Genomic DNA, 15,179 nt, shown 5'->3' with positions numbered 1-15,179 from the left:
TATGTTTTTTAAAAATCAGCGGCGTTCGAGCCACTGTTCGATGGTACTCAATGCCAGACGCAGTGGCTGCGCCTCACGGGAAATTTTGCTCTGCAGGCTGGCGCCGAGCCATAGCAGCGACAGCAGCTCTGCCATCTGCGCCGGAGGCTGTGGAAGCTTAATTGGCTCCTGCTCCGCTGCGGCGACCAGCATCCGTGCGTAGAGGGCCGTGATTTTGGCTGCGCCCTGCTGCAGGGCCACGCGCATCGGCTCAGAGAGGTCGCAGACTTCGGCTGAAACTTTAACGCCCAGGCAGCCCACGATATGCCCCTGCTGAACGAACAGCTCAACCGCGGCACGGAAGTGATTAAGCAGACGCTCTGTCGGTGTACCGCAGGTCTGATTGAGCTGAAGTTCCACATCCTGCAGGTAACGCGCAAAGTAGCGTTCCAGCAGCGCCACGCCAAACGCCTCTTTAGAACGGAAATAGTAGTAGAAGGAGCCTTTCGGCACCGCGGCCTGAGTCAGCAGCTCACTCAGCCCCATACCGGTAAAGCCGCGCTGCAGACAGAGCTGCTCACCTGTCTGCAGCAGGTGTTCACGGGTTTCATTACGCTGTAGCCTCTTATTCATGGCAAAGAGGTTAGTAGACCGGTCGGTCGGATGCAATGCTACAGGCTACGTTTCGCACAGAGTGTTCACCTGAACGGGCGGAAACGGAATAATTCTGGCCGCGCGGGGCGGACTTCCTGCCTGACCAGGCTACGCTTTTAATTGACTGTATATTCTGTGAAACGGGAGGCGTGGTGGCCGAGCAGCTTGAGTTTTTCCCGGTTCCCAGCCCCTGTCGCGGTATCTGCCAGACGGATGCACGCGGCTACTGTCTGGGATGTCTACGCAGCCGCGATGAACGGTTCAACTGGCTGCGCTTCAGTGATGCGCAAAAGCGTGAAGTTATTCGCCTGTGCCAGCAGCGCCGTTTGCGCATGCAGCGGCAGCAGAAAGGTGAGGAGCCGCCCGAACCCCAGCAGCCAGAGTTGTTCTGACGACGCTGTATTCTGCTTTCCGTTATACTCTCTGACACGCTAATTTCAGCCAATGCGCAACAGGGAGAACGTCATGTCAGAACCGCAGGCCATTGCTTTACAGGGCCCCGTATTTTCACCGCTGGTGATGGGGTACTGGCGCCTGATGGAGTGGGGCATGTCGCCTCAGGAGCGGGTCGCGTTTATTGAGCACCATCTGAATCTGGGGATCACCACCGTCGACCATGCGGACATCTACGGGGATTACCAGTGCGAAGCTGCATTCGGTGAGGCGCTGAAGCTGGCGCCAGGCCTGCGCGATCGGCTGCAGATTGTGACCAAATGCGGTATTGCCACGCGCGCCCGGCCCGAAAATCAGATTGGTCACTACATCACCGATAAAGCGCATATCATGCAGAGTGCGGAAAATTCGCTGCGCCATTTCCACACCGATCGTCTCGACCTGCTGCTGATCCACCGGCCCGATCCGCTGATGGCGGCGGACGAGGTTGCAGATGCCTTCATGGCGCTGCATCAAAGCGGCAAGGTGCTGCACTTTGGCGTTTCTAACTTCACGCCTGCCCAGTTCTCACTGCTGCAATCCCGGCTGCCGTTCTCGCTGGTCACGAATCAGCTGGAGATCTCTCCGGTGCAGCAAAGCGTCCTGCTGGACGGATCGCTGGATCAGTGCCAGCAATTGCGCATCCGGCCGATGGCCTGGTCCTGTCTGGGTGGCGGCCGCCTGTTTACCGATCCTCATTTCCAGCCTCTGCGTGATGAACTGGACGCGGTCCGACAGGAAACCGGCGCAACCAGCCTGGATCAGGTGGTTTACGCCTGGATACTGATGCTGCCTTCACGACCACTGCCGATTATCGGTTCAGGTAAAGCGGCGCGGGTGAGTGAGGTTGCCGGATCGCTTGACCTGACGCTGACGCGTCAGCAGTGGTTCCGCATTCGCAAGGCAGCCCTGGGATTTGATGTACCCTGAAGCGTAAAACTGCGTCAATTTCCGGCAAAATAGCGCAACTGCAACCAGACTTACCGGACACCCTGGTCTGCAAACGGAGTTACCATGAAACTGAAAGCAGTTGCGCTATGCGCGTTGATCGCCTGCGGCTCAGCTCAGGCTGCCAGCGAAGAGGTCACAATCCATCAGGTGACCGCCGAAGGCGTCGGGCAGTCGCTGGGCACTGTCAGGATCGACGAGACGCAGTATGGTCTGCAGTTCACACCGGAACTGCAGGGGCTTAAACCAGGCATTCATGGCTTCCATGTTCACGCAAAAGGAAGCTGTGAACCAGGCGACTCTGAGGGCAAAGTCGTGGCCGCGGGTGCGGCTGGCGGCCATCTTGACCCGGCTAACAGCGGCAAACATCTGGGACCTTATGGCGAAGGGCATCTGGGGGATTTACCCGCGATCTATGTGGATGACGCGGGCAAGGCCACTTATCCGGTGCTGGCACCGCGGCTGAAATCGCTGCAGGCGATCAAAGGCAAGGCGCTGATGGTCCATGCTGGTGGGGATAATCACGCCGACCATCCCAAACCGCTGGGTGGCGGTGGGGCGCGCTATGCCTGCGGCGTTATCTGACTTTACCGGGCGGCTGACACCCGCCGCCCGCATTTCATCCGTCTGTTTAGTAATTGTTGTACCATCCCCGGCCTTTCCCCCCTATGATATTGATTCAGGTAAGAAAGCGTGACGGGGAAGGAGCAGGAAAAATGAGAGTGAAGGGCACATTACTGCTGTGTCTGCTGCTGGTGGGATGCGATAAACCCAATGATACGCAACTGGTGACTGAAACCGGTCGTGAGCTTCAGCGCACTATCGACACCAGTCCGATGCGTGTCACCTGCGAAAAGATTGCCAAAGGGCGTGAATGGCTGAGCCGCAACATGGTGCGAAAGCTGGAGAAACAGGGGTGCGATCAGGTCTTTCGCAGCGCGACTGAAACCAATTTTACCGAAACCACCATCTATCGTCACGCTATGACGATGGTCTGTGGCGGAATTCAGGGTCAGAGTTTCACCGGCAGCGAACTGACGCGCCGGTTTATCTTTTCACCGGATGAGAAGGCGCTGGTGATCGAGCCGATGACTGGCATGGACAAAACCCGCTTTGAAGGCCAAAAAACATTGCAACAGTTGCAGGAGGACTTCAACCGCCAGCAGCAGCAATATTGTCACTGATCAGGCAGGCACCGCCTGCTTCAGCTGGGCCAGCGAACAGCGCAAACGCCAGAGAATCCCCGCCAGTTCGCTGGCCTCATTGCTTTCCAGCGCCAGTAACGCGGCGAGGGTTGCCTCCAGTTCCGCCAGCGTCCGATCCAGCGAGCTGTGCTGCACGCCGCGGCTGCTCATAATCTGTTGCAGATGGCGCAGACTCTCTTCGCGAAACGCCAGCAGGGTCGCCGAACCGGTACGCCACTCCCGCAGCTGCCAGACAATGTGCGAACAGTTAAGCAGCACCACGCCCCAGCGCAGCAGCCAGACACGCGCCTGCTCATCCCGGCTGTGGCTGAGCTGACTGATTCGGTGATAAATCTGCGACTCGAAGCGGCTCTCACTAAGCCGGGGATGCTGACGCAACTGATCGAGAAACGCCAGCCGCAGCGCGCGAATATGGCGACGGCTGCGTCGTGCGTCGGAGCTTGGCCGTAAGATCTGAAATGCCAGCCAGGCCAGCAGCACACCACAGACTTTAGCGATGTTGTCATTGAAGAAAGCCTGGTAATCCCAGTCCGGGGGGTTGGTCACCGCGATAAATGAGCCCATAAAGACGATAAATTGTCCCCACATCCCGGCTCGCTGTTTCTGCTGCAGTTTGAAAAGCTGTAGCGTCACCAGCAGCGGAAAGAGTAGCAGCAGAAAAGGCCACAGCTGACTGATTTGCACCATCAGGCCAAATTTCATCACAAAACTAAAGATAAACAACCAGAGCAGCGTCTTCAGCAGCAGAGTAACGCTACCGCCGGGTGAGGGCGATGAGGCGTAGAGCACGCAGGCGATGGCCGTCAGGGTGAGCGCGGCGGCACCGGACGACCATTGGGTGTTGATCCAGAAAGCGCAGCCGAGCACGATAACGCAGAAGGTACGCAGGGCGCTCCAGCCCGCTTCGGCGCTGTCACTGTCCCGGGCCAGCGCCGGAACGGGCGGCGGCTGAAAGCGGGTATCTGCATCAGCCTGATCCAGCAGGCGGATCCAGCGCTGCACATTAAGATACATCCAGCAGAAATAGCGCAGTCGCTGGCAAAAGGCGCGCTGCCGGTAATCACCATCCACCGCAGGCGTCACGCTGCGCAGGATCTGCGCCAGCCGGTACTTGTCACACGCGGGTTTCGCCAGCTCCGCCAGCAGCTGCTGCAGTGCCGCGAAAAGTGCCTCTGGCGCATCCGGCCAGTTCAGCAACATGCGGCGCAGGCTCGACAGCACGCTGGTGAGCCGCAGCTGCTGATGCAACACATAGTTCAGCACGTTATTCTGGCGGCGAAAGCGATAGTGGCTCCAGAACGCCTGGATCCGCAGCAGGTTCATGGTCAGGATCTGGCTGATTACATTCTCATGCGCAACGCGAATAGTGTCGCTGGCCGAGGGCAGCAGCAGCAGCACGGCATGCTCCAGCAGGCGGTCGTGCATCTGCTTCAGTGACGTAATCAGCGTCTCTCCATCTGAGGTACTCGGCAGCACCATCATCATCAGTCCGGCGCACAAAATGCCCGAGATGACCTCACAGACACGGGCCTGGGCGATCGTCCAGAGCGAGGTAATATCGGTGATATTGACGCTGCTGAACGCAATAATCGCCGCGGTATAGCCCGCCAGTGAAAAGGCATAGGCGACGTTGTTCTGGAAGTGACTGGCGATGCCGGTGCAGAGTGCCAGCCAGCCGGCAATCGCAAAAGTAAACAGCCAGGGCTCATTCAGCGTATGCCCGGCGATGAGCAGCGCGGCACTGGCCCCCAGCAGACTGCCGACAATACGCCCGAGGCTTTTGCTGATCGCACCGCCGACCGTGGGAAAACTGATCACGGCAGCAGAGGTCATCGCCCAGTAGGGCTCATCGAGATCGAGTCCATAGGCGATGCTGAGGGCCAGACACATGGCGATAGCGTTGCGCAACGCATAGCGCCACTGTCCGCCGCTGGCCTTAATCCACGGCAGCTGATCCCAGGCCAGCCACTGAATATTCATGGCTGAATCGTAATTGTGCAGCTGGTACCCGCGACCAGGTCGGCGCTGGCGGGTAACGGGTTGAGGCGAATGCGCACCGGCACGCGCTGCGCCAGCCTCACCCAGGGAACGTTGGGTTTGATGTCAGGCACCAGTCCGCTATCGGTCTCGATACTCTGGTCATAGATGGCCCGGCCAATGCTGTCGACCTTGCCCTGCAGCTGCATCCCGTTGCTATAGAGCACCACCTGCGCGGCCGCACCGGCCTGAATGTGGCGCAGTTTCGTCTCTTCAAAATAGCCCATCACATACCAGGAGTGACCATCGACAAGGGCGAACAGTGGCGTCCCCGCTGAGGCATAATTGCCCGGCCGCAGCGTCAGGTTGGTAACCCAGCCATCTACCGGCGCGGTCAATGTCGTCTGCTGCAGATTCCAGCGCGCCCGCTCCCACTCTGCCTGTGCTGCTTTGGCACTGGCGGCTGCAGCCCCGGCACTCAGTCGTGCCGCATCAAGATCCTCGGCGGAAATCACATTGTGCGGCAGGCCGTTACGGCGGTTAAATTCATGCTGCGCCTTTGCCAGATCGGCCTGCGCTTTGCTGAGCTGGGCGGCGGCATTGTCGAGGGCGATCTGCCACGGCACGGGATCCAGCGTCAGCAGGGGATCGCCACGATGGACGAACTGATTGTCCCGCACCTGAAGCCGGGTGATCCGGCCAGAAACCTCAGGCGTGATATCGACCAGTTCCGCCCGAACTTTGCCATCGCGTGTCCACGGTGACTGCATGTAGTAGTTCCACAGCCAGCCACCCGCCAGCAGCGCCAGCCCAAAGACGATCAGCGTGGAGAAATATTTTAACGCGTTAAATTTCATCCCGATTATCCATGACCGATGAGCCAGAGTGCGGCGGTAACGCACAGCACAAACAGAGAGAGATCGAACAGGGTGGGATGCCAGACATCACCTGAATAGATCCAGCCGCGTACCAGCGGGTGGATCAGCAGCCAGAAAAAGAAGCCGAGCATCACCGCTTTGAACATCGGCGGGAAAAAGAGTGAGGCTCCCACGACCAGATCGGTCAGCGGTTTCGCCCCTGAAAGCGCAGGAGTGAGCACGTGATAACATCCTTCGTTAACCCAGACGGCAGATTCCGCGCGCGGTCGCGTTATTGGGGCTGGTCCGGGATTTGTAATTTGTCCTGTAAACTCGCAGAATAGTGTAAAATCTGGCTTGATAGCTAGCAAGCTAATTATAAGGAGATGAAATGGATACGCCACTCGGAACGGATTTATCTCGCCTTGTGCGCATCTGGCGCGCGTTGATTGATCAGCGGCTGAAGCCGCTTGAGCTGACTCAGACTCACTGGGTAACGTTGCACAATATTCATCAACTGCCGCCTGAACAGTCACAGATCCAGTTAGCTAAGGCGATCGGGATTGAACAGCCGTCGCTGGTGCGCACGCTGGATCAGCTGGAGGAGAAAGGGCTGATTACCCGTTCGACCTGCGCCAGCGATCGACGCGCCAAACGTATTAAGCTGACGCAGCAGGCGGAGCCGATCATCGAACAGGTTGAGAGCGTCATTGATGAAACGCGCGATGATATCCTTTCTGGCATCAGTCAGGAGGAGATCGGTCAGATGGTGACGCTGATCGCCCGGCTGGAGAAAAACATCCTCGAACTTCAGCATAAAGAGAAATAAAAAAACCGACGCCCGGGCGTCGGTTTTTTTAACGGCGTTAGCGCGGTGAAACGGTCACCTGGCTTCCGTTAGACGCCATCACAACACGCTGGCCGACAGAGTAACGGGATGCATCCTGTTTCTGCACGACCATGATGGTGTTGCCATCATCCTTGCGGATTTCCAGCTCGACGCCATCCGCTTTGTTGAGTGCGCCCTGAACGCCCTGACCAGCTACGCCACCCAGTACCGCACCACCGGCGGTCGCCAGGCTGCGACCGGTACCGCCACCAATGGTGTTACCCAGGAAGCCACCCAGCACGGCACCGCCAATGGCACCAATGACGTTGCTCTCACTGCCGCCCTGAATCTTCACCGGACGAACAGAGACTAACGTACCGTATGAAACGCTCTGCACCTGCTTGGCTTCACTGGCACTGTAGGTGTCACCCGACAGCGTACTGGTATTGCTACAACCAGCCAGCATCATACCTGTCAGAGCGACCACAATTACACGCTTAATCATTTGAAACTCCTTTAGTCGAGAAGGCGCCACGTTTATCGCTGTATCCTGCTTTCAGTATAAGACACAAACCTGGCAAATTAATCCCTGTCCAAACAAAACACGGTTGGACGAAGCATAGACTCTGCAGAAACAACAATAATTCAATCAGACGTGAAAAAATGTCGCGTCATGTTATCGGTCAGCACGATCGGATTAAAATAAATTAGTCATAGAATTAGCGATCGTTATTTGTCAGGCTAACTGCAGACGAATCGCACCTTCCGCCGGGAGACAGGAAAAGCTATGAAATCAGGACGCTATATCGGGGTAATGTCAGGTACCAGCCTGGATGGAGTCGACGTGGTGCTGGCCGCTATCGATGAAAATATGGTGGCGCAGCAGGCGAGCTATTGCCATCCGATGCCACCCGCGCTGCGCCAGGCGATTCTGGCGATTTGCCAGGGTCAGCCGCTGACGCTGTCACAGCTTGGTCAGCTCGATACCCGCCTCGGTCAGCTGTTTGCAGAGGCGGTGGTAACACTGATGAAGCGCGAGTCGCTCGAGGCCAGCGATATTACGGCGATTGGCTGCCACGGTCAGACCGTCTGGCATGAACCTCAGAGCGAGGCCCCCAGCACGCTGCAGATTGGTGATGCGAATCAGATTGTGGCGGCGACGGGGGTCACGGTAGTCGGCGACTTCCGCCGTCGCGACATGGCATTGGGCGGGCAGGGCGCGCCGCTGGTTCCCGCTTTTCATCAGGCACTGTTAATGGATGCCACGGAACGCCGGATGGTGCTGAATATTGGCGGTATTGCTAATCTCTCGCTGCTGATCCCGGGTCAGCCGGTGCGCGGTTTCGACACTGGCCCGGGCAACATGTTACTGGACGCCTGGATCTGGCGGAATCAGGCACAGCCCTATGATCGGGACGCGCTGTGGGCCCGCAGCGGGACGGTGATCCCGGCGCTGCTGGAGACGCTGTTACGTGAGCCCTGGTTCGCGCTGCCACCGCCGAAGAGCACCGGCCGTGAACACTTCAATCTGGGCTGGCTGGAGCAGCATCTGCGCTACTTCCCCGGACTGGCGCCGCAGGATGTGCAGGCCACACTGGTCGAGCTGACGGCCATCACCATTACCCGCCAGGTCTTACTGAATGATGGCTGCGATCGGTTGCTGGTGTGCGGCGGCGGTAGCCGCAATCCGCTGCTGATGGCGCGACTGGCGGCGCATCTTCCGGGAACCGAAGTGACCACCACCGACAGCGCGGGCGTGAGCGGCGATGATATGGAGGCACTGGCGTTCGCCTGGCTGGCGTTCCGCACGCTCTCCGGACTGCCGGGCAATCTGCCTGCCGTCACCGGCGCACGGGAGAAAAGCGTGCTTGGCGCCGTCTACCCGGCGAATTCACTCTACCGGCGATAGGCGGGAACAGGGGGCGATCTGCCCCCTGCAGGTTCAGATCGGTCAGGCGGCACCAGAAAGATGCGACAGTTTGCGCACCCCGGTGATGACCGTGGCAACCATGGTTTCCCGACGGGTAATCACCTCAACCTGATAGAAGCGGCTGCGGTAGGCAATGGAGTAGATAATGGGATGGTACTTATTTCCTTCCCCGTAGCGGGCGTAATGCGCTTCGAGCGCACGGGTTGCTGCCAGGATATGGGCGGGTTCTTTATCACCACGGATAATCTGCTTCATTCAGTTCCTCAAATGCTGTCCCTGGAGTCACGTCGCACGCATGGCGCGTTGCGCTGGCCTAAACACTGAACATCTGACTGCTAAACATTTAATCACTGATGGGGTAATAGCTGACTCTGCCGCGGGAAGATGACAGAAAGATGATCTTCCGGCGCTGTTAATTATTTAGCAGCGGCCGGATGATCGGGCAAGGCGGGTGATGACAAATTCATCCAAATCGCAGGGGGTTAGTTCAGCTCCGGCCAGGCCACCGCACCGATGCCGTTCAGTTCAGGTTTTGAGAACAGAAAGCCCTGGAACTGCGTCACACCCGCTGCTTCCAGCCACATCCACTCTTCCGGCTGTTCGATGCCCTCGGCGATAACGCCAATTTCCAGCGAGGCACAGCATTTCAGAATGGCATGAATGATCGCCTGCTTAGGACCGCTTTTATGCACATCTGAGATGATAGCGCGGTCGATCTTGATCTTGTCAGGCTGAATGCGGGTCAGAAGCGACAGCCCGGCAAAACCGGCACCGAAGTCATCCAGCGCGAGGCTGATGCCGGCGGCTTTCAGCTGCCTGATGGCGGCTTCAAAGGCTTCAGGCTGGGAGATGATTTCGTTTTCGGTGAACTCCACCATGATCTGCTCCGGCACCAGGTCGTGCGCCGCGATCTCTTTCAGTAAAAAGGCGACGGCATTGGGCACGGTAACCAGGGTCATCGGCAGCAGATTGATTGACAGGGTCATGCCCTCAATCCCCAGCTGTTTTGCCTGGGCGAAAGCGTCTCTTTTTGACCTCAGATCGATCTGATAGAGCTGATCGCGGGACAGCCCGGCAAAATAGTCGAGCGGAGATTCTCCCTGTGGACCACGCAACAGGGCCTCCAGCGAAACAATTTTACAGGCAAGCGGGTCGACGATGGGCTGGAAGGCAAAGGTGATCTCATCTGTGGCCATCAGCGCGGCGTCGCCTGTTCGCTGTTCTGACGCATCACGAATAAACTGCCAGTTGCTGGCGGCGGGGATCTCAAAATAGTTCTCTTTTTCCCGTGCCTCGACAAAGGTACGCAGGAACTGCAGCGCCCGGTCGGCATAGGTCATCTGAAACTTACTGGTACATTTTTCCAGAATGGCTTCCAGCACCCGCTCTTTTTCATGCTGCCGCAGATCGAACAGTTCCATGCCGACGTGACCAAAGCGTCGTGACGGTGCGTAATCACGCAGCAATTCGACCAGATTATGGTGGCGCGGATCCTGGCAAATCCGGCTGTAAACCGCTTTGACCGCTGTCTCCGGGCCTTCAAGCAGCTGGAAGAAATGCGTGCCATTGAACAGTAAAATGCCAGTGACGCTTGATGAGCGGTTGATATGGTTCGCTTTACGCGCCAGTTCAGCCAGAGTATCAAGCTTCACATGTTCAGTAATGTGGCTGCGATAGATGATTGTCGACAACATAACGGTTTCCGGGCTTTTTTATTTTTTGTTGACACACCTTACCAGAAGGTTCTCCTGCGGAGAACGAGGTCCGGTGCGTCTTTCAGATTAAAGTGGCGTTTCGCTGCCTGTTGGCAGCGCGGAATTGCCTAATCCCAGCGCGCGCTGCATAAAAACGGTATCCAGCCAGCGTCCCTGTTTAAATCCTACCGCGCGCAGGATGCCGGTGGTCTCAAAACCCGCAGCATGGTGTACGGCGATAGAACCACGATTCTCGCTGTCGCCAACATTGGCGATCAGCTGGCGATATCCGGCCTGCTCAGCCCACCGGATAGCGTGTTTCAGCAGGCCCGAACCAATGCCGCGCTGCTGAAAGCCAGGATCGATATAGATCGAGTCCTCCAGCGTATGCCGGTAGGCATGGCGAGGACGGTAGGGCGCCAGATAGCAGAAGCCGCACACCACGCCGTCGCTGACGGCGATAAACCAGGGCAGGCCCGCCTGCTGAATCTTATGCATCCGTTCACCGATTTCGGTGACGTCGGGCGGAACAGTCTCAAAGGAGCCGGTACCGTTCAGAACATGCCATGCATAAATCTGCTGAATCGCCACGATGTGGCGACTCTCTGCATCAAAAATTTCCACTTTTGGATGGGGTCCCGACACGCTGTACAGGGTTGAAAAGCAACGTTATAGCGGGTGAGCGGAGGACGCAATACAAATATGACAGTCTGCGGCTTTTTTCTGACAGCCGCGCCAGCCGGGATGAGGGCTGGCGATCACCGGGAAACGACCGGGCGGAATAAACAGCATGAATGAATCAGTGATAAGCCTATTCTGAAAACAACGGCCGCCGGATGATCCCGGTTCGGGTTGCGGCTATTATCTCTGCGGTTCCGATCAAGCGACGATATTATAAGGAGGCGCAGCGTGTTGCGATTCGTTGATTTTCTGAATAGCCAGCAGGGGCTGCGTGCGGCCAGAAATCATTGCTTCGAATTAAATGGCGTCGTGCTGGGTCATTTCACGGCGTTATTCCTGCATGATAACCAGATTATATTTACCAAAGATGGCCGGCAGTGTGCGGTGCCTTATTATCTGGGTCCTGATGAAGATCTCCTTCAGCAGAAGATGAATCCGCGGGTTAAAAATATCCGGGCGATCTGATTCAGGCCATTTATCTCTTTATCGGAACAGATAGCGCGCCAGAATCATTCCTCTTCCCTCATCGGCCAGATATATCTGATGCGGCCAGGCGAGCTGAATCGCTGACAATCTGTCGCGCGATATTAACGCGTTTACTGACACTGCATTATTTATCTGACGCACGGCTCTCCCGGTCGGGGAGCATAAACAGCAACAGCAGGCCGCTGACCGCGAACAGCGTGAGTGCCGTGGCGGCACCCAGCGAGGCGTAGAGCTGACCAAAGAGCGACCCCACAACCTGACCCACTGCCAGCATAAAAAACAGCAGGCCGACACCCGTCGCCGGCTCTTGAGCGACGGCGCGTGCGCCCCATACCAGCAGCACTCCCGACAGCGTAACGTATCCCGCGCCGCAGCAGGCCACCGCAATCAGTAACCCGCTGGATTCACCCTGGCTGAAGGCCAGAACCAGCAGCGGCAGTGTCATCCCGCACAGTGACAGTCGGTAAACGCCGTTCAGCCCGATACGGGCCACGATCGGGCCGGTTGCAACGCCCAGAATGCCCGCGCCGCCGGCCACCAGCCAGAGTAAACGCGCGGCCTCTGCATCGACACCCACATGCTGACGCGGCAGCGCCGGGCCAAAGCTCCACCAGGCCGCACTGACCAGACCAGACACTAGCGCAATGCCCATCAGTCGGCGCATAGCACGACGCTACAGTTGCCGGTATCCGTGACGCACGCTGGCGGCGCGACCCGAGGCATGAACGGGCAGTACGCGCATCACCGGCAGCAGACAGACCAGTGACAACAGGGCGAACAGCAGGCAGGCACTCCGCCAGCCGCCGGGCAGTACGCTGAGAACGACCACGGTCAGGATAATGCCTGCACTGGTCCCGGCATTGATCAGCGTATTGATGCGCGGCTGAGCGACAGACGGGATCCGCCTGCTGACCGCTGCGGCCAGCGCAGGTGGAGCCAGACCGGAACTTAACCCGGCAATAAAGAGTCCTGCCGCCAGGAGTAGCGGTGAAGAGGCACAGGCGAGCAGCAGCAGACCTGACGCGGCACAGAGGGCGGCCAGCAGCGCCGTCAGCCGGACACCCTGGCGATTTGCCAGTGTGGCGGCGGTAAGAATGGTGAGGCAGTACGCCACAAAACTGCAGGCGGACAGCCACCCTGCCTGTTGCGGGCTGAGCGGCATATCTGCTGCGACAGCGGGCAGCATCACTCCCCATGAAAAGCGGGCCATGCCATAGGTTACTGCAATCAGACTGAAGCCGGTCAGGGCGAGGGCGGTGGTGGCCGGTTTCATCTGGCCGCGCCGCTCTGCAGCAACTGACGGGCGACCTGCGCCGCCTGTCGGGCAGCGTCAGGGCCGATAATCAGCGCCGTGGTCATCGCACCTTCAAACAGCATCCAGATGGCATCACTCAGTGGCTGACTGGCCTGACCGCGCCGATGCGTCACGCATTGCGTAATGTAAGTGCGCAGCGTCGTGCGGAAGGCCAGCGTCTGCGACGCCAGTTCGCGATCCCGCCCGGCATATTCGCCCCAGGCCTTGAGAAAAAAGCAGCCTCGTGCGCCGTTGGTCGCCGTCCACGTTTCCAGCACCGCAAACAGATGGGCGATGGCCTCGGGCTGGTGCGCGGGCAGCAGGTCGGCCATAAAGCGCTGCTCCCGGGCGTCAAGCACCGCAGCGGTGAGGGCTTCGCGGGAGGCGAAGTGATGATAAAGCGTGCGCGTTGAGACGCCCGCTTCGCAACAGAGCTGATCGGTACTGGTGACATGGAAGCCGTGGGTATAGAAGAGCCGCTCGGCGGCCTGCAGGATATCCTCTCTCTTTTTCATCCTTTAAAAGTAAACCGATCGTTTTACTTTTCAAGCCAGCCACGTTTGAATGTGTCCGCCTGTTTTAATAAGCCGCTGACGTAGCCGCCTTTTGGGCTGCATTGAGCAGTACCATGCCGGTCTGTTTTGCCATTTTCAGCCTCAGTTTATCAATACTCATAAATCCCCCTGCGGAGCCGCTTTTTATCGCCACGCCTGCTAATCAGATGTGAGCTATGTCGCAAAAATTGCCTCCCTGTTATCTTTTTAACTCATTGTTTTTATTGATTTAAATAAATATGCGCCTGCTTACTGATCGATTAGAAGATCAAATGAAAGCAGGCCAGTAAAGCGAATCGGTGAATTTCAGGGCGTTGAATGGCTGAAGCGATAGCGGCGGCAAAAAAGGGCATATTCTCAAAGTCGGTTCTGCGCATCTAATAAAGTGGTTTTAAGGATAATTCTCAGTTAGTTTAATAATGCTTCAGATTACAAAAAAAACTCTTACCAATTCTGGTTCGTTTTTTACGACACATACAGCAACTATCAGGATGAATTGCCATGCTCAAAGCCAGCTATTATTATCTGTGCCCGCGTCCCATGGGTGGATGGATTTTACACAAAGAAGGTTGCGTTAATCTGTCCAAAAACGACAAGCGCGTATTTATTGGTTCGCTTTATACCCGACAGCAGGCGCTGACGGTGGCAAAAATACATCATCCGAATGCCATATTATGTAATGCCTGTCTGAGCACCTTTATTTGCCCGACCAGCAGCAGCACGGCAATTAAGCCAGCGCGCGCGGCAACGCCTACCCGTCATACACCCCGTCATTAATCGGGCGGAATAACCTGCCGGTGGCAGAGCGAAATCAGCGGAAATAAAAGAAATAAGCGGGCGGGCGGTTCAGAATAAAAATGGCAGCGTAAAAACGCTGCCCGGAAAATCATGCCTGTTTAGGCTGGCCATTTGAGGCAGTCAGGCCGCCATCGACCGGAAGATTGACGCCGGTAATATAACTGGCGTCTTCGCTGGCAATAAACACTATGGCACGGGCAATATCGTCCGCTTCACCTGCGCGACGCAGCGGGATGCGATCGTAAAAACGCTCCAGCAGGGCCTGGTCGTTTTTGGCCTCTTCGGTCAGGTCCGTAAAGGTAAAACCGGGGCAAATCGCGTTGACCCGCACGCCATCCGCGCCATAGTCCATCGCCAGTGCGCGCGTGAAGTTGGTAATCGCCCCTTTCGCCGCATTGTAGATGCTCATGCCCCAGTCGCCGCCCAGGCCTGACACCGAGGAGATGTTGACGACATTACCTTTGCTTTTCAGCAGGGCAGGCATGAAGTAGTGCACGCCGTAGAACACTCCATCAAGGTCAGTCTTCATCAGGGTTTCCCAGGCGTCGAGCCCGACTTCATGTACGCGACCCTGCACGATAACTCCGGCGTTGTTGACCAGCACGTCGACCCGGCCATACTTCGCCAGCACCTTTTCTGACAGCTGTTTAACCTGCTCAGCGTCTGAGACATCACAGGCTGCCACCAGATGGTCGCCTGACGTCATCTCCGCCAGCGTCTCTTCCAGTTTCTGCGCGGTACGGCCCACCAGCACCACGGATGCACCTTCCTCAGCGAAGCGCTTTGCGCTGGCCTCACCAATGCCGGATCCGGCACCTGTCACAACCACAACTTTCTGCGTAAATCTGGACATTATGCCTC

General features: G+C 57.4%; 18 protein-coding genes and 1 pseudogene. 8 read left to right on the top strand and 11 right to left on the bottom strand.

Going from position 1 to position 15,179, the window contains the following annotated elements:
• Positions 1-15 precede the first annotated feature (15 nt).
• On the bottom strand, positions 16-612 hold the full coding sequence (locus RT657_RS01640; protein ID WP_313651934.1) for a TetR/AcrR family transcriptional regulator: 597 nt from the start codon (positions 610-612) through the stop codon (positions 16-18).
• 173 nt (positions 613-785) lie between these two features.
• On the opposite strand from RT657_RS01640, the gene RT657_RS01635 reads away from it, so the two are divergent.
• The 4 genes from RT657_RS01635 (at position 786) to RT657_RS01620 (ending at position 3,197) form a co-directional block, all read left to right on the top strand.
• Positions 786-1,025, top strand: coding sequence for a DUF1289 domain-containing protein (locus RT657_RS01635; RefSeq protein WP_313651932.1), 240 nt, complete (start codon positions 786-788; stop codon positions 1,023-1,025).
• 73 nt (positions 1,026-1,098) lie between these two features.
• Positions 1,099-1,995 carry an aldo/keto reductase family oxidoreductase gene (locus tag RT657_RS01630; RefSeq protein WP_313651930.1) on the top strand — a complete coding sequence of 299 codons (897 nt, stop codon included), beginning with the start codon at positions 1,099-1,101 and terminating at the stop codon, positions 1,993-1,995.
• A gap of 84 nt (positions 1,996-2,079) precedes the next feature.
• Positions 2,080-2,598 carry a superoxide dismutase [Cu-Zn] SodC gene (gene sodC / locus RT657_RS01625; RefSeq protein WP_313651928.1) on the top strand — a complete coding sequence of 173 codons (519 nt, stop codon included), beginning with the start codon at positions 2,080-2,082 and terminating at the stop codon, positions 2,596-2,598.
• A 131-nt stretch (positions 2,599-2,729) separates the two neighbouring features.
• Entirely contained in the window at positions 2,730-3,197 is a 468-nt protein-coding gene (locus RT657_RS01620; protein WP_313651926.1) for a hypothetical protein, read from the top strand.
• On the opposite strand, the gene RT657_RS01615 is transcribed toward RT657_RS01620, so the two are convergent.
• Genes RT657_RS01615 through RT657_RS01605 form a run of 3 tightly spaced genes read right to left on the bottom strand, consistent with a single transcriptional unit; the run spans position 3,198 to position 6,294 of the window.
• Positions 3,198-5,198, bottom strand: a complete 2,001-nt coding sequence (locus RT657_RS01615) for an FUSC family protein (RefSeq protein ID WP_313651925.1) — start codon at positions 5,196-5,198, stop codon at positions 3,198-3,200.
• The gene (locus RT657_RS01610) at positions 5,195-6,052 is read right to left on the bottom strand and encodes an HlyD family secretion protein (RefSeq protein ID WP_313651922.1); all 858 of its coding nucleotides are present in this window, start codon (positions 6,050-6,052) and stop codon (positions 5,195-5,197) included. Before RT657_RS01610 ends, RT657_RS01615 begins: the two co-directional genes overlap by 4 nt.
• Positions 6,053-6,057: 5 nt before the next feature.
• The gene (locus tag RT657_RS01605) at positions 6,058-6,294 is read right to left on the bottom strand and encodes a DUF1656 domain-containing protein (protein ID WP_313651920.1); all 237 of its coding nucleotides are present in this window, start codon (positions 6,292-6,294) and stop codon (positions 6,058-6,060) included.
• A 149-nt stretch (positions 6,295-6,443) separates the two neighbouring features.
• Between RT657_RS01605 and slyA the strand changes: the two genes are divergently transcribed.
• Complete coding sequence (gene slyA, locus RT657_RS01600) at positions 6,444-6,881, top strand: transcriptional regulator SlyA (protein WP_313651918.1); 438 nt, start codon at positions 6,444-6,446, stop codon at positions 6,879-6,881.
• 37 nt (positions 6,882-6,918) lie between these two features.
• On the opposite strand, the gene slyB is transcribed toward slyA, so the two are convergent.
• A complete protein-coding gene (slyB, locus tag RT657_RS01595) occupies positions 6,919-7,386 on the bottom strand; it encodes an outer membrane lipoprotein SlyB (protein WP_313651915.1) in 468 nt (155 codons plus the stop codon).
• A 282-nt stretch (positions 7,387-7,668) separates the two neighbouring features.
• On the opposite strand from slyB, the gene anmK reads away from it, so the two are divergent.
• Positions 7,669-8,790 (top strand): anhydro-N-acetylmuramic acid kinase, encoded by a 1,122-nt coding sequence (gene anmK / locus RT657_RS01590; protein ID WP_313651913.1) that lies wholly within the window; start codon positions 7,669-7,671, stop codon positions 8,788-8,790.
• A 42-nt stretch (positions 8,791-8,832) separates the two neighbouring features.
• On the opposite strand, the gene RT657_RS01585 is transcribed toward anmK, so the two are convergent.
• The 3 genes from RT657_RS01585 to RT657_RS01575 all read right to left on the bottom strand — a co-directional run bounded on the left by RT657_RS01585 (position 8,833) and on the right by RT657_RS01575 (position 11,129).
• On the bottom strand, positions 8,833-9,066 hold the full coding sequence (locus tag RT657_RS01585) for a DUF4060 family protein (protein WP_313651911.1): 234 nt from the start codon (positions 9,064-9,066) through the stop codon (positions 8,833-8,835).
• A 227-nt stretch (positions 9,067-9,293) separates the two neighbouring features.
• On the bottom strand, positions 9,294-10,505 hold the full coding sequence (locus RT657_RS01580) for a diguanylate phosphodiesterase (protein WP_313651909.1): 1,212 nt from the start codon (positions 10,503-10,505) through the stop codon (positions 9,294-9,296).
• A gap of 87 nt (positions 10,506-10,592) precedes the next feature.
• Positions 10,593-11,129 carry an N-acetyltransferase family protein gene (locus RT657_RS01575; RefSeq protein ID WP_313651907.1) on the bottom strand — a complete coding sequence of 179 codons (537 nt, stop codon included), beginning with the start codon at positions 11,127-11,129 and terminating at the stop codon, positions 10,593-10,595.
• A 285-nt stretch (positions 11,130-11,414) separates the two neighbouring features.
• Between RT657_RS01575 and RT657_RS01570 the strand changes: the two genes are divergently transcribed.
• A complete protein-coding gene (locus RT657_RS01570; protein ID WP_313651905.1) occupies positions 11,415-11,651 on the top strand; it encodes a hypothetical protein in 237 nt (78 codons plus the stop codon).
• Between the two features lie 145 nt (positions 11,652-11,796).
• Here RT657_RS01570 and RT657_RS01565 read toward each other — a convergent pair.
• Together RT657_RS01565 and RT657_RS01560 are read right to left on the bottom strand one after the other, a co-directional pair.
• Positions 11,797-12,945: pseudogene (locus tag RT657_RS01565) on the bottom strand (MFS transporter).
• On the bottom strand, positions 12,942-13,481 hold the full coding sequence (locus RT657_RS01560) for a TetR/AcrR family transcriptional regulator (protein ID WP_313651903.1): 540 nt from the start codon (positions 13,479-13,481) through the stop codon (positions 12,942-12,944). Before RT657_RS01560 ends, RT657_RS01565 begins: the two are co-directional and overlap by 4 nt.
• Positions 13,482-14,021: 540 nt before the next feature.
• Here RT657_RS01560 and RT657_RS01555 point away from each other — a divergent pair.
• Positions 14,022-14,297, top strand: coding sequence for a hypothetical protein (locus RT657_RS01555; protein WP_313651901.1), 276 nt, complete (start codon positions 14,022-14,024; stop codon positions 14,295-14,297).
• Between the two features lie 109 nt (positions 14,298-14,406).
• On the opposite strand, the gene RT657_RS01550 is transcribed toward RT657_RS01555, so the two are convergent.
• On the bottom strand, positions 14,407-15,171 hold the full coding sequence (locus tag RT657_RS01550) for an SDR family oxidoreductase (protein WP_313651899.1): 765 nt from the start codon (positions 15,169-15,171) through the stop codon (positions 14,407-14,409).
• Positions 15,172-15,179 lie beyond the last annotated feature (8 nt).

This window comes from Pantoea sp. (assembly GCF_032114055.1).
Classification (GTDB): Bacteria; Pseudomonadota; Gammaproteobacteria; order Enterobacterales; family Enterobacteriaceae; genus Pantoea.
Note: the sequence above shows the minus strand (reverse complement) of the source record. Positions and strands in the feature narration are given on the sequence as shown.